The 17122-nt window shown below is 71.7% G+C and carries 18 protein-coding genes; 10 read left to right on the top strand and 8 right to left on the bottom strand.

Annotated features, from left to right (window positions below; all coding sequences use genetic code 11):
• Positions 1-101: 101 nt before the first annotated feature.
• From add to MFF21_RS19520, 4 genes are all read left to right on the top strand, one after another.
• Complete coding sequence (gene add / locus MFF21_RS19535) at positions 102-1130, top strand: adenosine deaminase (protein ID WP_238313159.1); 1029 nt, start codon at positions 102-104, stop codon at positions 1128-1130.
• A gap of 252 nt (positions 1131-1382) precedes the next feature.
• Positions 1383-2357, top strand: a complete 975-nt coding sequence (locus tag MFF21_RS19530) for an isopenicillin N synthase family dioxygenase (RefSeq protein WP_238313157.1) — start codon at positions 1383-1385, stop codon at positions 2355-2357.
• A 75-nt stretch (positions 2358-2432) separates the two neighbouring features.
• On the top strand, positions 2433-3437 hold the full coding sequence (gene meaB, locus MFF21_RS19525; RefSeq protein WP_238313156.1) for a methylmalonyl Co-A mutase-associated GTPase MeaB: 1005 nt from the start codon (positions 2433-2435) through the stop codon (positions 3435-3437).
• 4 nt (positions 3438-3441) lie between these two features.
• A complete protein-coding gene (locus MFF21_RS19520; protein WP_238313154.1) occupies positions 3442-4071 on the top strand; it encodes a pyroglutamyl-peptidase I family protein in 630 nt (209 codons plus the stop codon).
• Between the two features lie 12 nt (positions 4072-4083).
• Here the strand turns inward: MFF21_RS19520 and MFF21_RS19515 are convergent, their stop codons facing one another.
• The gene (locus MFF21_RS19515) at positions 4084-4422 is read right to left on the bottom strand and encodes a hypothetical protein (RefSeq protein ID WP_238313152.1); all 339 of its coding nucleotides are present in this window, start codon (positions 4420-4422) and stop codon (positions 4084-4086) included.
• 329 nt (positions 4423-4751) lie between these two features.
• On the opposite strand from MFF21_RS19515, the gene cysS reads away from it, so the two are divergent.
• A complete protein-coding gene (gene cysS, locus MFF21_RS19510) occupies positions 4752-6134 on the top strand; it encodes a cysteine--tRNA ligase (protein WP_238313150.1) in 1383 nt (460 codons plus the stop codon).
• 147 nt (positions 6135-6281) lie between these two features.
• On the opposite strand, the gene MFF21_RS19505 is transcribed toward cysS, so the two are convergent.
• Both MFF21_RS19505 and MFF21_RS19500 read right to left on the bottom strand, forming a co-directional pair.
• The gene (locus MFF21_RS19505) at positions 6282-6977 is read right to left on the bottom strand and encodes a class I SAM-dependent methyltransferase (protein ID WP_238313149.1); all 696 of its coding nucleotides are present in this window, start codon (positions 6975-6977) and stop codon (positions 6282-6284) included.
• A gap of 390 nt (positions 6978-7367) precedes the next feature.
• Positions 7368-7970, bottom strand: a complete 603-nt coding sequence (locus MFF21_RS19500) for an LOG family protein (protein WP_238313147.1) — start codon at positions 7968-7970, stop codon at positions 7368-7370.
• Positions 7971-8179: 209 nt separating this feature from the next.
• On the opposite strand from MFF21_RS19500, the gene MFF21_RS19495 reads away from it, so the two are divergent.
• The gene (locus MFF21_RS19495) at positions 8180-9691 is read left to right on the top strand and encodes a LysM peptidoglycan-binding domain-containing protein (RefSeq protein ID WP_238313145.1); all 1512 of its coding nucleotides are present in this window, start codon (positions 8180-8182) and stop codon (positions 9689-9691) included.
• Between the two features lie 105 nt (positions 9692-9796).
• The gene (locus MFF21_RS19490; protein ID WP_238313143.1) at positions 9797-10030 is read left to right on the top strand and encodes a hypothetical protein; all 234 of its coding nucleotides are present in this window, start codon (positions 9797-9799) and stop codon (positions 10028-10030) included.
• Between the two features lie 75 nt (positions 10031-10105).
• Here MFF21_RS19490 and metC read toward each other — a convergent pair whose 3' ends face one another.
• Positions 10106-11296 (bottom strand): cystathionine beta-lyase, encoded by a 1191-nt coding sequence (gene metC, locus MFF21_RS19485; protein WP_238313141.1) that lies wholly within the window; start codon positions 11294-11296, stop codon positions 10106-10108.
• Positions 11297-11384: 88 nt separating this feature from the next.
• A complete protein-coding gene (locus MFF21_RS19480; RefSeq protein WP_238313139.1) occupies positions 11385-11555 on the bottom strand; it encodes a ribosome modulation factor in 171 nt (56 codons plus the stop codon).
• Positions 11556-11669: 114 nt separating this feature from the next.
• Here MFF21_RS19480 and MFF21_RS19475 point away from each other — a divergent pair, with 114 nt between their 5' ends.
• From MFF21_RS19475 to MFF21_RS19465, 3 genes are read left to right on the top strand one after another with little or no spacing between them, the layout of a single operon-like run.
• Positions 11670-11951: a hypothetical protein gene (locus MFF21_RS19475; RefSeq protein WP_238313138.1), complete on the top strand. Its 282-nt coding sequence runs from the start codon at positions 11670-11672 to the stop codon at positions 11949-11951.
• Positions 11952-12000: 49 nt separating this feature from the next.
• Positions 12001-12903, top strand: coding sequence for an EamA family transporter RarD (rarD, locus tag MFF21_RS19470; RefSeq protein ID WP_238313136.1), 903 nt, complete (start codon positions 12001-12003; stop codon positions 12901-12903).
• Positions 12903-13904 (top strand): P1 family peptidase, encoded by a 1002-nt coding sequence (locus tag MFF21_RS19465; protein ID WP_373325069.1) that lies wholly within the window; start codon positions 12903-12905, stop codon positions 13902-13904. Before rarD ends, MFF21_RS19465 begins: the two co-directional genes overlap by 1 nt.
• A gap of 1 nt (position 13905) precedes the next feature.
• Here MFF21_RS19465 and MFF21_RS19460 read toward each other — a convergent pair whose 3' ends face one another.
• The 3 genes from MFF21_RS19460 to MFF21_RS19450 form a co-directional block, all read right to left on the bottom strand.
• Entirely contained in the window at positions 13906-15057 is a 1152-nt protein-coding gene (locus tag MFF21_RS19460) for a hypothetical protein (protein WP_373325068.1), read from the bottom strand.
• Between the two features lie 74 nt (positions 15058-15131).
• Positions 15132-16160, bottom strand: a complete 1029-nt coding sequence (locus MFF21_RS19455) for a molybdopterin-dependent oxidoreductase (RefSeq protein ID WP_238313129.1) — start codon at positions 16158-16160, stop codon at positions 15132-15134.
• Positions 16157-17005, bottom strand: coding sequence for a cytochrome b/b6 domain-containing protein (locus MFF21_RS19450; protein ID WP_373325067.1), 849 nt, complete (start codon positions 17003-17005; stop codon positions 16157-16159). The genes MFF21_RS19455 and MFF21_RS19450 overlap by 4 nt, the downstream gene beginning before the upstream one ends.
• Positions 17006-17122: the final 117 nt, after the last annotated feature.

The raw sequence follows: 17122 nt of genomic DNA, 5'->3' as shown, positions 1-17122 counted from the left end.
GCATTCCGATTCTGTGAAGAGCCGTGTCGTCCGGCGCGGCAATACTGGGTTCGGGGCCGGCCGCCCTCCGCGGCGGCCGCCCGGGGCGCGAGGAGGCGGGAATGATCAGCGGCGATGTCATGCGCGGCCTGCCGAAGGCGGAGATCCACATCCATCTCGAAGGGGCGGTCAGGCCCGACACGGCGATGGCGCTGGCTCGCAAGAACGGGGTGGCCCTCGCCGAAGGCGGCGTCGAGAGCCTCTATGTCTATGACGACCTCGCCGCCTTCCTGGCGGTCTATGGCCGGATCGCCGACAGCGTCGTCACCGCCGACGATTTCCGGCGCATCACCTACGAGATGCTCGAATCGGCCGCCGCCCAGGGCTGCCGCTACATGGAATTCTTCATCAGTCCCCATGCCCATCGCGGGGTGCCGTTCGGGGTCCAGTTCGAGGGCATCCGCGCCGGCCGGGCCGAGGCGGAGGCGGATTTCGGCATCGTCTCGCGCATCATCCCCGGCATGAACCGGGAGCTGGGGCCGCAGGCCGGCGAAGACTATCTCGACGCGATCCTGGCCCATCGCGGCGACGACGTGATCGGCCTCGGCCTCGATTACGACGAGGTGCCCCACCCGCCGGAGCCCTTCGCCGCGGTCTTCGCCCGGGCCGCGCGCCAGGGGCTGCGCCTGACCGCGCATGCGGGCGAATCCGGCCCGCCCGCCTCCATCGCCGGGGCGCTCGACGCCTTGAAGGTCGAGCGCATCGATCACGGCTACAGCGTGGTGGAGGACCCCGCCCTGGTCGCCCGCTGCCGGGACGCGGGCATCGCCTTCACCTGCTGCCCCTCGACCACGCGCGTCACCACCCGTTGGCGCGACCTCGGCGCGCCCGAGCATCCGATTCGCCGCATGAAGGAGGCCGGGCTGGCAGTGACGATCAACACCGACGACCCGCCGATGTTCGGCACCGATCTCGGCCGCGAATACGCCCTCGCGCAGACGCAGCTCGGCTTCGCCCCGGCGGACATCAAGGCGGCCATCCTGACGAGCCTCGACGCCTCCTTTCTGGACGCGGCGCAGAAGCGCGCCTGGCGCGTGGAATGGTCGAGGGAGATCGACCGGGCGCTCGGCCTCGCCGCCGGCACGGCGTGAGGCCCGCCCGGCCGCGCCTCCGCTGCCCGCTCGATCGGACCGGTCTACGCGCGCCTTGCCTCTCCCTCGGGGAGAGGTGGCCGCGAAGCGGACGGAGAGGGCGGCGCCGAGGGGCCCGGTCTCGCGCCCGGCGCGGCCCACGCCACCGCGCTCACGCGCGGTCCCCCTCGCCCCGGGGGCGGGGCGAGGCGCTCCTGCCCGACCGACACTTCAACCGGACACGACATCGTCCACCAGCCGAAGGGAACCGCCATGGGCGACAGCATTCCGATCATCGATCTCACTCCCCTGCGCGAAGGCGGCGAGGCCGGCCGCCGGGCCGTCGCCGCGGCGATCGGCGAGGCCTGCCGGGGCATCGGCTTCTTCTATCTCTCCGGGCACGGCGTGCCGGCCCATTTGAGGGGGGATGTCTTCGCCATGGCGAAGGCGTTCTTCGAGAGCCCGGAGGCGCTGAAGCGGACGGCGCTCTATTCCGCCAAGAGCGGCAATCGCGGCTTCATCCCCATGAAGGGGGAGGCCCTCGATCCGACCAAGGCGCCCGACCTCAAGGAGGCCTTCAACATCGGCCTCGACCTCCCGGCGGAGGATCCGGAGATCCGGGCCGGCGCCCCGTTCCGGGCCGCCAATCTCTGGCCGGACCTGCCCGGCTTCCGCACCACCACGCTCGCCTATTTCGACGCGGTCTGGGCCCTCGGGCGCGTGCTGCACACGGCCTTCGCCACCGAGCTCGGCCTGCCGACGGACTTCTTCGAGGACAAGCTCGACCGGCCCATGGCGACCCTGCGGCTGCTGCACTACCCGGCCCGCCCGGCCGCGCTCGACGAGGGCCAGCTCGGGGCCGGGGAGCACACGGATTACGGCTGCGTCACCCTGCTCGCCACCGACGCGGTGGGCGGCCTCGAGGTCCGCACCCGGACCGGCGAATGGATCGCGGCGCCCTTCATCCCGGACACCTTCATCTGCAACATCGGCGACTGCCTGATGCGCTGGACCAACGACGTCTACCTGTCCACGCCGCACCGCGTGGTCAGCCCGGCCGGAAGCGAGCGCTACTCCATCGCCTTCTTCCTCGACCCCAACCCCGAGGCGGAGGTCGCCTGCCTGCCGGGCTGCGCCAGCGCGGAACGGCCCGCCCGCTATGCGCCGATCCGGGCCGACGACTACCTGACGAGCCGGCTCAACCCGACCTACGCCAAGGCCGGCCTGCTGGCCGGGGCGGCCGCCTGATCGCCGGGAGAGGGCGGGCCCCGCCGCCGGCCCTCTCCCCCGGCAAGGCTCTCGACGAACGCCGCGCGCCCGGTCATGAAGGGCGCCATGGCGCCTCCTCCTCTTCCCGACATGGACACGATCCGCGAACGGCTGCTCGCGGGCGACCGCGCGGCCCTCGCCCGGGCGATCACCCTCGCGGAATCGCGCCGGGCCGACCACCGGGCGGCGGTGCGCGACCTGATCGACGCCGTGCTGCCGCAGACCGGCAAGGCGATCCGGGTCGGCATCACCGGCGTGCCGGGGGTGGGCAAGTCGACGACGATCGACGCGCTCGGCAGCCTGCTCACGGAGGCGGGCCACAAGGTCGCCGTGCTCGCCGTCGACCCGTCCTCGACCCGCACCGGCGGCTCGATCCTCGGCGACAAGACCCGGATGGCCCGGCTCGCCAACGACGGGAACGCCTTCATCCGGCCCTCGCCCTCCTCGGGCACGCTCGGCGGCGTCGCCGCCAAGACCCGGGAGACCATGCTGCTCTGCGAGGCGGCGGGCTTCGACGTCATCCTGGTCGAGACGGTCGGCGTCGGCCAGTCCGAGACGGCGGTGGCCGACCTCACGGATTTCTTCCTCGTGCTGATGCTGCCCGGGGCCGGCGACGAGCTCCAGGGCATCAAGAAGGGCATCCTCGAACTCGCCGACATGATCGCGGTCAACAAGGCCGATGACGGCGAGGGCGAGCGCCGGGCCCATGCTGCGGCCTCCGAGTACCGGGCGGCCCTGCACATCCTCACCCCGCCCTCCGCCACCTGGACGCCGCCGGTGGTTACCATCTCCGGCCTGCACGGCAAGGGCCTCGACGGGCTCTGGCGCCGGATCGAGGACCACCGCGAGAAGCTGACCGCCACGGGCGAGATCGCCCGGAAGCGCCGGGAGCAGGACGTGAAATGGATGTGGGCGCTGGTGCACGAGCGCCTGCATCAGCGCCTCGTCGGCAGCGCCGAGGTCCGCAAGGCCACCGCCGAGGCCGAGAAATCGGTCGCCGCGGGCGAGCACTCTCCCGCCGCCGGCGCGGACGCGATCGCGACGCTGATCGGGCTTTGAGCGGATGCCGGGCCGGCTCCTCGTCACCGGCTTCGGCCCCTTTCCCGGCGTGCCCCGCAATCCGAGCGCGCGCCTCGCCGAACGGATCGCCCGCCATCCGCGCCTCCGGCTCCTGCTCGCCGAGGCGCCGGAGCTGCTCGTGCTGCGCACGGCCTATGCGGCCATCCCCGCGCAGCTCGAACCGGCGCTGGCGCGGGATCCGGCGGCGGTGCTGATGATCGGGGTCGCCGCCCGCGCGAAGCGGGTGCGGGTTGAGTTCCGCGCCCTCAACCGGGCGAGCCGGCTCTTTCCCGACGCCAGCGGCGGCACCGCCCGGCGCCTCGCCCTCGACCCGGAGGGGCCGCCCCAGCGCAAGAGCCCCGCGGCGGAGCGCGCCCGCCTCGCCATGCGGCGCCGGGGCCTGGATGCGGCGCGCTCGCGGGAGGCCGGGCGCTATCTCTGCAATGCCGGCTACTACCGCACCCTTGCCGAGGGGAAGCCGGCGATCTTCCTGCATATCCCGCTACCGCCGCCGCCCGCCCGGCGCGGCCCGCGCCGCCCCCGCGCCCTGGACCTGTGGACGCAGGCCGGGATCGAGGCGGCGCTCGCCCTGCTGCGGGGGGCGCCCGTCGCGGCCGCGGCACGTCCGGCGTGAGCCGGAATCCCGTCAGTCCTGGCAGGTGATGCGGATCGGGCGCTCGCTCGGGCGCACCGGGGCGGTGGCGATGGCGCCGGTATACTCGTCCTGCGCGGCGACGCCGTAAGTGGCGGCGCTGGCATAGCCCTGGGCTTCGCACCAGGCATTGGCGACCACCTGGCCGCATTCGCTGGCGCCGCCGGTGAGGCATTCGCCGACGCCGTAGCCCTCGCCCGAGGGGATCAGGAAGGTCTTCTCGACAGGGGCCTGGGCGCTCTTGGCGGGGCTCTGCCCGTCGCCGGCCGCGAGGCCCTGCGAGGCGGCGGAGGCGAGGATGACGGCGAGCAGGGCAGCGGCCGGTCGGCGCATGGTGAAAGCCTCGTTGACGGGATCGTTCTTGGCCGGAGTGTTCGGACGGTGGGGTAAACAAACCCTTGCGGCGATCCTCACGGCTGCTTGAAGTCTCTCGATCGGACGGGTCGTTCTCGAAATGCTCATGGTTTTGGGGTAGCCCAGGCGGCCCGGTCCGGCCGTCGCCTTCGCGCAACACGGCCTCCGGGCGAGGCCGGCGACCATGCGGCGGCTTGGGCGGGGGCCGGTCCGGCCTGCCCGGAGAAGTCGCTGCATCGCGAGAGGGATAGACCGCCGCCCGGGCCCGCCGGGGCCGGGGCGGGCGGAATCAGGCAGGAACGACGGTGATGGCGCCGATGTTGCGGCTCTACAACACGCTGACGCGGGAGAAGGCGCCCTTCGCGCCGATCGATCCGGGCCATGTGCGCATGTATGCCTGCGGGCCGACCGTCTACGACGCGGCCCATATCGGCAATGCGCGCCCGATCATCGTCTTCGACCTGCTGTTCCGGCTGCTGCGCCATCTCTACGGGGAGGCGCACGTCACCTATGCCCGCAACGTCACGGACGTGGACGACAAGATCAACGCCCGCGCCGCCGAGCGCGGCATCACCATCCGCGAACTCACCGACGGCACCCTCGCCCAGTTCCACAAGGACATCCGCGACCTCGGCGTCCTGATGGCCGAGGACGTGAACGTGGCCGGCGCCCGCCCCCGCTTCATCGAGCCCCGCGCCACCGACCACATCGCCGAGATGCACCGGCTGATCGAGGGGCTGGTCGCGGCGGGCCATGCCTACGTGGCCGAGGACCACGTGCTGTTCGACGTGCCCTCCATGCCCGATTACGGCGCGCTCTCGAAGCGGCCCCTCGACGAGATGGAGTCCGGCGCCCGGGTCGAGGTCGCGCCCTACAAGCGCTCGCCCCTCGATTTCGTGCTGTGGAAGCCCTCGAAGGCGAACGAGCCGTCCTGGCCCTCGCCCTGCGGCATCGCGGCGCCGGGCCGGCCGGGCTGGCACATCGAGTGCTCGGCGATGTCCTGGAAGCATCTCGGCGAGACCTTCGACATCCATGCCGGCGGCCTCGACCTGATCTTCCCCCATCACGAGAACGAGGTGGCCCAGTCCCGCTGCTGCTTCGGCACGAGCGTGATGGCCAATGTCTGGCTCCACAACGGCTTCCTGCAGGTGGAGGGGGAGAAGATGTCGAAGTCCCTCGGCAACTTCATCACCATCCGGCAGGTGCTCGACGACTGGCCGGGCGAGGTCGTGCGCCTCAACATGCTCAAGACGCATTACCGCCAGCCGATCGACTGGACCCTGCGGGGCCTGGAGGAATCGCGCCGGATGCTCGACCGCTGGTACGGGATCGTCGGCGACGCCGCCCCGGCCTCCGTGGTGCCGGCCGCGGTGATCGAGCCGCTCCTCGACGACCTCAACACCGCCGCCGCCTTCGCCGAGCTCCACCGCCTGGAGGAGCCCGCTGCCCTCAAGGCCGGGGCCGGGCTGATGGGCTTCCTCAAGGAGACCCGCAGCACCCGCGAGCAGGCCCAGATCGCCAGCGCCGGCATCGACGTCGCCCGGGTCGAGGCCCTGATCGCCGCCCGCCGGGAGGCCCGCGCCGCCAAGGACTGGGCCGCCTCCGACCGCGCCCGCGACGAGCTCGCGGCCCTGGGCGTGGCCGTGAAGGACAACAAGGACGGCACCACGACCTGGAGCGTGGTGAAGTAGGCCGCGAACCCTCCCCCGCCGGGCGAGGGGGCGCCGCTCGCCCCGCCCGAAGTCGGGCTTGCCCGACTTCGGCATCGCTTGCTGATCCCGGGCAAGCCGGGGATCAGTCGGGGAGGGGGCGGCTCGACCGCCCCGTCGCGGCCCGCCTCAGCCCCGCCCCAGCCAGTCCTTCCACCAGGGCTTGCCCGCGAAGGAGCGCCGGCTCAGCCGGTCCAGGGCCTCGGCGGCGGCGGTGACCGGCGTGTCGGCATACATCCGCCCGATCGCGGCGGCGGTGTTGGGCATCTCCGTGAATTCCCGCAGGATCGCGTCGTAGTTCCGCTTGAGCACCTGCGAGGACGGGTCGAGATTCGTGATGAGCACGAGGCCGGTCGGGGCGGCGTCGGCGGCGGTGATGGCCAGGTCCGGGCGGTACTTCCTGAGGATCGCCACCACCTTCCAGACGTCGCCCGTCCAGAAGCTCACATAGTCGGAGCCGCGGGCGCGCTCGAGGGCCTGTTCCGGCTCGCGGTCGGCCATGGCCTCGGTGAGCGGCAGGCAATCGTGCAGGGCGATGATCGAGTCGCGCCGGCAGATCGCCTCCGTGTTGAAGAAGTCGCGCAGCAGGAACTCGAACAGGTGCATCCCGTCGAGGAAGGCGAGGTCGATCCGGTGCCCGATGTCGCGGCGCCAGTTCAGGCGCTGGAAGAACACGTCGCTCGGGAGCTGATACAGGGAAACCCGGGCCTTGTTGGCGGTGACGTTGGTGTTCAACTGGAACAGCGGGTCGACGCCGATGGCGTGCACGCAGCTGATCTGGGTGAAGACGTCGCCGCTTCGGACGCCGACTTCGAGATAGCGCAAGGCCCCGGTCCTTTTGGACAAATCCCGGAGAAGTTCGAAATAGGGAAGGCCCGCATGGGGCCGGATGATGGTCTTCGCCGCGTCAGCCATGGCCGAGTTCTACGCGATTCCCCGGTTCAAGGCATCGGCCGGTGCCAGGATGTCGGGAGCCTTTGCCGGACGATCACAGCGGCCGACGCGCATCCCCTTGCCCCCTCTTGCGGGAACCTGTTCCCGCATCCCATCGGGTGCCCGCTGGATCGGCTCGGTCTGCGGCGCATCGTTCCTCTCCCTCCCGGGAGAGGGGGCCGCCGGGCTCCCCCGCATCGCGCGGCCCCACTCCAGCGCGCTTCGTGCGGTCCTCCTCGCCCAGGGGGGCGAGGAAAGGCGCGGCGGCCGAACGCCGCCCCCTCAGAACCGCTCCGCCACCAGCCGCTCGCGCTCGGGGGCCTCGCCCTGCTGGGCGGCGGCCTGGCGCAGGAGGGGAATCACCTGCGCCACGTCCTCCGTCACGAGGTAGCGCGGGTCGAGGCCGGCGCGCAGGAAGCCGGTCTCCCGCATGTGGTCGAGCAGGGTGAGCAGCGGCGCCCAGAAGGCGTTGGTGGAGAGCAGCAGGATCGGCTTGGTGTGCTGGCCGAGCTGCGCCCAGGTGAGCTGCTCGACGAGCTCCTCCAGGGTGCCGATGCCGCCCGGCAGCGCCACGAAGGCGTCGGCGCGGTCGAACATCAGCTTCTTGCGGGTGTGCATGTCGTCGACGACGATGGTCTCCTGCACCGCGTCGAGCATGCGCTCTCGCGACTTCAGGAAGTCCGGGATGATGCCGGTGACGTGGCCGCCATGGTCGAGCACGGCGCCGGCCACGGTGCCCATCAGGCCGACATTGCCGCCGCCATAGACGAGGCTGAGCCCCGCCTCGGCGATGTCGCGGCCGAGCGTCGCCGCCGCCTCGCGGAAGGCGGGATCGGTGCCGAAGCCGGAGCCGCAATAGACGCAGACGGAGGTCAGGCGAGCCATGCGCGGCCTCCCGAATCCCGTCCGGACGCCCCGTCCAGGGGCCAAACTGCTGAAGTCGCGTGGGATTCGAGGCCGCACGCGCGCGGGAGCCTTGGTGTTCCTGTCATGTCCGGTAATATGTCGCGAGAATTCGAGCGAATGTCGACGGCCGGAAACGCGGTCCCGTCGTGTCGCCGCCGCAGACGGGTGCGGCGAGGGAGCGTGGCGTGATGACCTCGGAGTTGCGGCGAGGGATCGTTCTCGCGGGCGTCGGTCTGCTCGCCGGATTCGCCCTGGTCGTCGCGCTGTTCGGCACCGGGGAACTCCTGAAGCGGCAGGGCCCGCCGGTGCCCGCCGCGCCCCATGGCCTGACGGGGAGCGCCGACGGGGCGGGCAAGGCCGGCCCCGAATCGCCGGCGGCGAAGTCTTCCGCGGCGAAGCCCGAGGCCCTGCAGGAGCTGTCGCCGGGCGGCCCGGCTTCCCCCGCCGCGCGGCCCGAGGCGCCGGAGGCGGGGACGCCGAGCTTCGACATCGTCCGCGTCGAGCCGGACGGCTCGGCCGTGGTCGCCGGCCGGGCGGCCCCGGATTCCACGGTGGAGCTGCTGCGGGACGGCCAGCCCTTCGCCCGGGTGCAGGCCGACCCGGCCGGGCAATTCGCCCTGACGCCGCCGGACCTGCCCGCCGGCAACAGCGAGATCACCCTGCGCATGACCGCCCCCGACGGGAAGACGGCGACGAGCCGCCAGAGCGTCGTGGTCGTGGTGGCGCCGAAGCGGGACGCCAAGCCGCTGATCGCCCTGAGCAGCCCCGACAAGCCAACCGTCGTGCTCTCGCAGCCCGAGGAGAAGCCGGGGACGGGCGCCGCGGCCGGCAAGCCGGAGCCGCCATCCTCCGGGCAGGGCCTCGCCGAGGCCCGCACCCCCGAGACGAAGGCGGCGGGCAAGCGCGGCCCGGGAGCGGCGGCGCGGCCGGGGACGAAGCCCGCCGCCGGGGCACATGCGGGGGCGACCGCCGAGGCGGGGCCGGGCGGCCCCGTGAAGATCGTCAGCATCGATGCCCAGGAGAACGGCCGGCTCTTCGTCAGCGCCGAGGCCGAGAAGGGCAGCACCCTGCGCCTCTATCTCAACGACACCCTGGTCGCGAGTGGGCAGGCCGGCCCGGACGGGCGCATCGCCTTCACCATCGGCAGGGGCGTGCGGCCGGGGGATTATCAGATCCGCGTCGATCAGGTCGATCCGTCCTCCGGCAAGGTGCGGCGGCGCGCGGCGGTGGCCTTCGCCTTCCCCGCGCCGGGACCGGCCCCGGCCCCGGTGGCGGAAGCCGGGAGCGAACCAGGCCGCGGCGGCCCGGCCCGGGCCACCGGCTCCAACGCGACGCCTTCGCCCACCCGCGAGGCCGCCGCCGCGCCCGAGGCCGCCCCAACGACCGCCCCGTCGCGACCGGCCACTCCGGCGGCCGACGGCAAAGCCGGCGCGCCGGCCCCGTCCCGCCCCGCGGCGACGGCGGAGGCCGCCGCGCCGCGGAACGCCCCCGGCTCGGTCTTCGTCGCCGAGATCGGCACGGCGCGGATCATCCGGGGCGACAGCCTCTGGCAGATCAGCCGGCGCACCTATGGCCGGGGCGACCGCTACACCGTGATCTACGACGCCAACCAGCAGCAGATCCGCGATCCCGACCTGATCTATCCGGGCCAGATCTTCGTCCTGCCCAAGGACGCCCCCGATCCGGCCAAGCGGGGCTGACCGGCGGACCGGCCGCCCCAGCCGGGATCAGCCTTCGCCGGTGCCGAAGGCAGGCTCTCCGAACCCCGCATTGTCTCGCCCCCGCCGCTCCACCACCCTGCCGGCATGGATGCGGACCCGACCGGCAGCGCCGCCGAGGCGATCCTGAGCATGGTGGCGATCCGGCTCGCCGCCCTCGTGCTGCTCGGGGTGATCCTGCCCTGGCTGCCCGCCGAATCGGGGTCGCGGCATGCAACCGGAGCGTGTCGGGGCGGGGCCGCCGAACGGGTCGCCGCGCCCGTCCCGCCGCCGCCCCCGGCCGGGGACGAGGGCCTGCGCGACCTGCTCCGGCACGATTGACGGCGGCCTCGAAGCCCCGCCCGAGCCCGCTTCGAGGCCCTGCGGGGCAGGCTTCGAAGCGGCGGGGGCCGGCTCTCAGGCGCTTGCCGCCCGCAACCGGTCGAATCCGGCCTCCAGATCCGCCTTCAGATCCTCCGGATCCTCCAGCCCGATATGGAAGCGCAGGGTCGGCCCGCCCGGCTCCCAGCGGGTCGCGGTGCGGTAGACGGTCGGGTCGAAGGGGATGACCAGGCTCTCGAATCCGCCCCAGGAGAAGCCCATCCCGAACAGCTCGAGCCCGTCGAGGAAAGCGGCAACCGCTTGTTCCGGCACGGGTTTCAGCACGATCGAGAACAGGCCGGAGGCCCCCAGGAAGTCGCGCTTGAACAGGGCGTGGCCCGGATCGCTCGGCAGGCCCGGATGCAGGACCTTCAGCACCTCCGGCCGGCTCTCTAGCCATTCCGCCATGGCGAGCCCCCGCGCGCCGTGCTCGCGCAGGCGCAGACCCATGGTCCGTAAGCCCCTGAGACCTAAGAAGATATCCTCCGGACCGGCGCACATGGCGAAATGCTCGTAGGTGCGCTTCACCGCCGGCCAGTGCCGGGCATTGGCCGAGACGAGGCCGATCAGCAGGTCGGAGGCGCCGCTCAGATATTTGGTCCCGGCCTCCACCGCGATGTCGACCCCGCGTTCGTGCGGCGGGAACAGCAGCGGCGTCGCCCAAGTGTTGTCCATGACCACCGTGCCGCCGCGGGCATGCATCGCCTCCGCGATGGCCGGCACGTCCTGCATCTCGAAGGTCTGCGAGCCCGGCGCCTCGACGAGCACGGCTTTCGTGTTGTCCCGCATGAGGTTAGCGATATCGGCGCCGACCAGGGGATCGTAGTACTCGACCGTCACGCCGTAGCGCGCCAGCACGCCGTCGCAGAAGATCCGCGTCGGGCGATAGGCGGAATCGGTGACGAGCAGATGGTCGCCGGCGCTGGTGCAGGCCATCAGCGTCAGCGTCAGGGCGGACAGGCCCGAGGGCGTCAGCACCGTGCCCGCCGCCCCCGCGATCTCGGTCCAGGCCTCGCAGAGCGCATCCATGGTGGGCGTGCCGGAGGTGCCGTAATTGTAGCGGCCGCGCCGGTGCTTGATGTCGTCATAGGTCGGATAGAGGACCGTCGAGCCGCGATAGATCGGCGTGTTGACGAAGCCGTGCTGTTCGAACGGGTCGCGCCCCGCCAGCACGAGCCGCGTATCAGGCGAGAAGCGCGCACGGTCGTGCGGGGGCGATTTCGACATGGATCTCTGCGCGGGTTCTGGACGCTGCGTAAGAGCGCTTTCAGCCCGCGGCGGCCCCGTGCGTCAACCCTCGCTTAAACCGGGATGTCTAAGGGGATCTGGCCTCATCGGTCTTGGCGGCCTCGTCATAGGCCTGGATCCAGGCGGCCCGCTCCTCCGATCCCTCGGGATAGGGGCATTCGCTGCGCGGCTTGCCGTAGAGGCGGGCGTTGCGGCCCTGGATGAAGGGGCTGTCGCTCGCCGTGGCGGTGGCGTCCATGTTGCCGCTCCGTGTCTCGAAACGAAAGGGAAGCCGCGGAGGGCGGCCTTCGGATCGTTAACGAGCCCGGACCTATCCTGTTTCTCTACAATCTTCGCGTGAGGGGCTGCCGCGTTGGGTATCCTGCGTTTCATTGCCTTCGGCGCCACCATGGGCCTCAGCACGCTGGTCGTCTGCTTCGTGAGCGCGGATCGGCTCGCCCATTCGCCGAGTCCTGCCGTGGCGGGGGCGCCCGTGCCGCGCCTCGCGCAGGCGGCGGCGCCTCTGCCCGAGGCCACCGTCACCCAGACCGCCGAGGTGCGCGCTCCGGCCAAGGCCATGGGGGGATTCGACACCGAGCGCCTCAACGCGCTGATGCGCGGCGAGGGCCTGCCGGCCGCGGGAAGGAAGCGCTGAGCCGCCGTTTCGGGTAAGCCCGCCACGGGAAACGGCGGGGTTTTGGGTCTTGGGTCTCGTTTACGCGCTCGGCGCCTGCCTGATCTGGGGCCTCGTGGTCCCGGTTCAGTTCCGCTGGCTCTCGGCCATGGCGCCGGAGGCGATCCTCGCCCATCGGATCGCCTGGTCCGCGGTCTTCGTCGCCGTGCTGCTCTTGGTGTTGCGCCACCGGCTCGCCAATCCGCTGCCGCTGAGGCCCCGCCACGGCCTCCTCGTGGTCTCGGCCGGCCTCATCGCCTTCAACTGGCTGCTCTACGTCACGGCCGTCGGCTCGGGGCACATGCTCGATGCCAGCCTCGGCTACCTGATCAATCCCCTCGTCGCCGTGCTGCTCGGGGCGGTGGCGCTGCGGGAGCGATTGCGGCCGGTCCAGATCGTCGCGGTCGTCATCGCCGCCACCGGCGTCGCCATCGCGGTGGCGATGGCGGGCAAGCTGCCGCTGCTCTCCCTCGGCCTCGCCGTGAGCTTCGCGATCTACGCCCTGATCCGGAAGATCGTGGGCGTCGATGCCCTGCTCGGCTTCTGCGCCGAGACCTTCCTGCTCCTGCCCTTCGCGCTCGCCTATCTCGCCGTCCAGCCGGCCGGAACCGCGCCCGCGGACACGTTCGGCTTCGTCCTGCTCGTCGCGACCGGTGTGACCACGGCGTTGCCGCTGATCTGGTTCGCGACGGCCGCGCAGCACCTCACCCTGGCGACCCTCGGGCTGATGCAATACATCGCGCCGTCCTGCCTGATGCTGCTGAGCGTCTTCGTCTATGGCGAGCGGCTGGCGCCCGATCGGCAGGTGATGTTCGCCCTGCTCTGGCTGGCGCTGATCCTCTACGCCGCCGATTCCTTCCGGGCGGCGCGGGCGGCCACTGGCGATCGGGGTTCCGGCATGCCAGCCTCGCCGGAGGAGGAGAGGGGAACATGATCGGTCGCCGCAATCGCATCACCGATATCGCCGGCATCCGGGTCGGCCACGCGGGGGACGCCCGCGTCGCTTCCGGCGTCACCGCGCTCCTCTTCGACACGCCCTTCGTCGCGGCGGTCGATGTGCGCGGCGGCGGCCCGGGCACGCGGGAGACGGACCTCCTCGATCCGCAGGCCACCGTGGAGCGGGTGGACGGCCTCTTCCTCTCGGGTGGCTCGGCCTTCGGGCTCGACGCGGCGGCGGGCATCGTCGCCTGGCTCGCGGAGAACGGCCGCGGCTTTCCGGTGGGCGACGTGCGCGTGCCGATCGTTCCCGGCGCGATCCTGTTCGACCTGCTCAATGGCGGTGACAAGCAATGGGGGCGTTTCCCGCCCTACCGCGACCTCGGCTTCGCGGCGGCCGCGGCGGCCTCCGAGGACTGCGCCCTCGGCAGCGTCGGGGCCGGGCTCGGCGCGCGTACGGCGAACCTCAAGGGCGGCCTCGGCTCGGCCTCGAGCCGGGTCGCGGAGACCGGGTTCACCGTCGGAGCCCTCGTGTCGGTCAACGCCTTCGGGCGCGTCACGATCGGGGAGGGGCCGCATTTCTGGGCCGCGCCCTTCGAGCGCGAGGCCGAGTTCGGCGGCTGCGGGCTGCCCTCCGCCCTTCCGCCGGACGCGTTCACCTGGCCGCGCCTGGGCCTGCCGGGCGCGAACACCACGCTCGCCGTCGTCGCCACCGATGCCGCCCTCACCAAGGCGCAGGCCAAGCGCCTTGCGGTGACGGCGCAGGACGGTCTCGCCCGGGCGATCAACCCGGTTCACACGCCCCTCGACGGGGACGTGGTCTTCGCGGTGGCGACGGGGGCCGTGCCGCTCGCCGATCCGATCGGCGATCTCGCCCGGCTCGGTGCGGCGGCCGCCGACACCCTCGCCCGCGCCGTGGCGATCGGGGTGCATGCGGCGACGGCGCTGCCCTGCCTCGACCTGCCGGCCTGGAAGGATCTTCACGGCCGGCAAGGTTAGCTCAGCGCAGGTAGATCACGCTGTAGAGGGAGCGGCGCAACTCGTCCTCCTCCAGCCAGACGCGGCCGAGATCGCAACGCTCGCGGATGCCCGGGCGCATCCGGGCGCAGTACTCGCCCGTATTGTCCTGGAGATGGTACTGGCAGCGGCCCTCGACGCTTCGCCGCGCCAGGATCGGGCTCGAATGGTCGGCGGCGAGGTCCGGGTCCTTCGGGTCGCGGTCCTCCAGCACGTACCAGCTGTAGCCGACGGTCGGGATGCGGCCGTGATCGAGGGCGTAATCGACCATGGCGAGCAGCCGGTCGGTCTGCCGCCGCGTCGGCGGCTGCCCCCGCTCCAGCCGGTCCATGAAGTCGAGCTGATTGTCGGCGACCCGGTAGGAGACCGGCAGCAGTGGCACCGGCAGGGGCCGGCGGCGGCAGCTGGCCTCGACATGGGCGAGCCAGCCGGCATTGAAGGCGTCGGTTTTCGCGCTGCGCAGTTTCTCGACCGTACCGGCGAGGCTGCGCCAGCATTGCTTCGGCGCCACCACCCGGGCGCGCCAGCGCAGGGCCCGTAGGAACTTCTGGTGCTGGCCGTATCCGTCGAAGGAGGGCAGGTCGCGGTCCTCGCAAAGGCCGCCGACATTGTAGAGGAGGGCGGCCGCGTCTTCCTGCCCGTCCTCCAGCTTGTCGAAATAGGCGAGGCGTCCGGGATTGCCGTCCTTGCTGACATCCGTGTCGTTGCGGCTCGTGGCGATCTCGGCAAGCGTGTCGGGGTTCTCCCGGAGATAGCGGCGCAGGGCGGGATCGCGGGAGGCGGCGAGCCGCGCCGGATCGGCGAAATAGTAGCGCGTCGCCACGTCCAGGGCCGAGACCGTGCGGCCGACCCGCTGGGAGATCATGTCGGCGGTGGCGTAGGCGAAGCAGATCGCGCTGTCGCCCTGGCTCATCGGCGACTCGGCCGGATCCGGGCTGATCTTGCCGTCGAGGGGATGCGTGCCCGGGTGCGGCGCGGGCGCCACCACCGTGACGTCGGGGCAGGCGGCGTTGCGGGTGTAGCGGGGATGGGCGGGGAGGATCCGCGGATCGTACGCCATCGCCGGCATCGCGAGGAGGCCAGCAAGGAATGCCCAGGCCACGGGCGCGAGGCGGCTTTTGAAAGAAGGCACCAGTCGCGGTGTCCGGCTACGCTTCGGGTCCCGACCTCATGGCACGGGGACGCATCCGGCCAAAGCGCCGCGGGCACTCAGATCCCCGCATACCACTCGTAGCCCCGGTCCTCCCAGTACCCGCCCTTGCCGTCGCCGAGCTTGGCGAGCGACTCCACCACCTCGATGCGGCGGATATACTTGGCCTGCTTGTAGCCGAGCTGGCGCTCCAGGCGCAGCCTCAGGGGGGCGCCGTGGGCGACCGGCAGGGTCTGGCCGTTCATGGCATAGGCCAGGATCGTCTGCGGGTGGAACGCGTCGGTGAGATCGATGCTCTCGTAGTAACGGATCGGCCGGCCTGCCTGCGGGGCGTCGCCCTCGCCAGAGGCCGTCTCCGTGGTCCGGTCCTCCTGGCCTGCGCGCTTCTCGGACAGGCCGGGATGGCCGGTGGCCTTCGTGTCGGCGGCTTTGGCGTCGGAGGATCCGGTGTCACCGCCGCCCCAGGCCAGGCCGGCAGCCGCCTTCGGCTTGTTTTCGGCCGCCGGCGCGTCCTGCCCGGATTCGTTGCCGGCCTGATCCCCGCCTTCGAGGCCGCCGCCGGCATAGTCCATCGTGTCGAAGCAATGGAATACGATGTAGCGCGCCTGGGGCTTGAGCCCGGCCCGGTTGAGCAGCTCGGAGAGCGGCACGCCGGTCCATTTGCCGATGCTGCTCCAGCCTTCCACGCAATCGTGCCGGGTGATCTGCGTGCGCGACGGGAGGCCACGCAGCTCCGACAGGGACAGGCTCTGCGGGTGCTCGACGAGGCCGCTCACCTCCAGGCGGAAGCCCTCGAAGCTCTTGGCGGCGAGCGCCTTGTAGTCCCTGTCCTCGGGGTCGACCGTGCCGTTCGGCTTGAAATAGGCCGAGATCGCGCTCTCCGGGAATTCGCGCGCTAGCGAGGCGGGGGTGAGCAGCAGGCGCTGCACGAACAGGTTGGCGTCCTCGCCGGCTTCCAGGCTGCGCCGGCCCCAGGGCGCCTTCGCGATCTGGTCGCAGCCGGTGAGCGCGGTCGCGCCGAGAAGGCCCGCGACGCCCGTGAGGAAACCCCGGCGATGGGGCGGGGGGAGGCGCAGGCGGCGGCTCATCGGTTCTCTCCCCCGGCCGGGATCCGTCGTTTCTCGATCACGAACCAGCCGGTGATCATGCCCCGCAGGTTGTTGAACAGACCCGAGACCAGCACGAGCAGCACGTGCACGATCGTGAACAGCACGAGCAGGTTCATCGACAGGAAGTGAATCGAGCGGGCCGATTGCCGGCCGCCGAACAGGTCGACGATGGGCGGGAAAATCGCGTCGAAGCCCGGCGACATGGCGAGGCCGGTGAGCAGCATCAGCGGCAGCAGCACGAGCACCACGACGAGATAGGTGAGCTTCTGCAGCACGTTGTAGCGCTTGGCCTCCTCGCCTTCCGGGAAGTGCAGCGTCAGGTGCTCGCGGATCGAGCCGCCGATGTCGCGGATCTGGTCGCCGTCCGGGATCAGCCGGCGGCGCAGCTGCCCGCTGCCGAGGCCGTAGAGGAGATAGATCAGCCCGTTGATCACGAAGGCCCAGGCGAACAGGAAGTGCCAGCGCCGTCCGGTGGCGAGATCCTGGTTGGCCGGCAGGGTCGCCCAGGCGGGGAAGGCGCGGCTTGCCGCCTCGCCTTGGTCGCGCGAGAGGCCGAGCCAGCCGGTCGTGTCGAAGGTCCGGTCGCCGAGCATCACGACGCCCCGCGGCGTACCGTCGGGCGTGGTGTCGTCGGTGATGGCGAGGAACGGCTTGTCGAAGGTGGAGGCCTGTCCCCAGTAGAGGGCCGGATGGGCGTTGAAGATCTGCAGCCCGCTCATCAGCAGGATGGCGAGGCAGGCGAGATTGATCCAGTGCGCGAGCCGGATCGTCAGCGGGTGCCGGAAGACCCAGTGTCGCCGCACCGTCTCGATGGCCTCCGGCATCGCCGGTGTCGCAGATCCCGCCACGAAGTTCCTCGCCTCCCTGCCACACGAAAACGCCCGCCCGGTCGTCCCGGACGGGCGAGCACCATCGATTACGTGTTCGACGGCGCGCGGGTT

The sequence above is a fragment of the Methylobacterium organophilum genome (genome assembly GCF_022179465.1).
Taxonomy (GTDB): domain Bacteria; phylum Pseudomonadota; class Alphaproteobacteria; order Rhizobiales; family Beijerinckiaceae; genus Methylobacterium; species Methylobacterium organophilum.
The sequence above is the reverse complement of the archived record's forward strand: the minus strand, read 5'-3'. Positions and strand labels throughout refer to the sequence as shown.

What these genes read in the sequence shown, in the direction of transcription:
- MFF21_RS19490 (WP_238313143.1), top strand. Translation starts at nt 9,797, where the DNA reads ATGGATGCGGACCCGACCGGCAGCGCCGCCGAGGCGATCCTGAGCATG.
- MFF21_RS19530 (WP_238313157.1), top strand. Translation starts at nt 1,383, where the DNA reads ATGGGCGACAGCATTCCGATCATCGATCTCACTCCCCTGCGCGAAGGC.
- cysS (WP_238313150.1), top strand. Translation starts at nt 4,752, where the DNA reads ATGGCGCCGATGTTGCGGCTCTACAACACGCTGACGCGGGAGAAGGCG.
- add (WP_238313159.1), top strand. Translation starts at nt 102, where the DNA reads ATGATCAGCGGCGATGTCATGCGCGGCCTGCCGAAGGCGGAGATCCAC.
- MFF21_RS19450 (WP_373325067.1), bottom strand. Translation starts at nt 17,005, where the DNA reads ATGCCGGAGGCCATCGAGACGGTGCGGCGACACTGGGTCTTCCGGCAC.
- MFF21_RS19455 (WP_238313129.1), bottom strand. Translation starts at nt 16,160, where the DNA reads ATGAGCCGCCGCCTGCGCCTCCCCCCGCCCCATCGCCGGGGTTTCCTC.
- MFF21_RS19495 (WP_238313145.1), top strand. Translation starts at nt 8,180, where the DNA reads ATGACCTCGGAGTTGCGGCGAGGGATCGTTCTCGCGGGCGTCGGTCTG.
- MFF21_RS19500 (WP_238313147.1), bottom strand. Translation starts at nt 7,970, where the DNA reads ATGGCTCGCCTGACCTCCGTCTGCGTCTATTGCGGCTCCGGCTTCGGC.
- MFF21_RS19520 (WP_238313154.1), top strand. Translation starts at nt 3,442, where the DNA reads ATGCCGGGCCGGCTCCTCGTCACCGGCTTCGGCCCCTTTCCCGGCGTG.
- metC (WP_238313141.1), bottom strand. Translation starts at nt 11,296, where the DNA reads ATGTCGAAATCGCCCCCGCACGACCGTGCGCGCTTCTCGCCTGATACG.
- MFF21_RS19515 (WP_238313152.1), bottom strand. Translation starts at nt 4,422, where the DNA reads ATGCGCCGACCGGCCGCTGCCCTGCTCGCCGTCATCCTCGCCTCCGCC.
- MFF21_RS19480 (WP_238313139.1), bottom strand. Translation starts at nt 11,555, where the DNA reads ATGGACGCCACCGCCACGGCGAGCGACAGCCCCTTCATCCAGGGCCGC.
- meaB (WP_238313156.1), top strand. Translation starts at nt 2,433, where the DNA reads ATGAAGGGCGCCATGGCGCCTCCTCCTCTTCCCGACATGGACACGATC.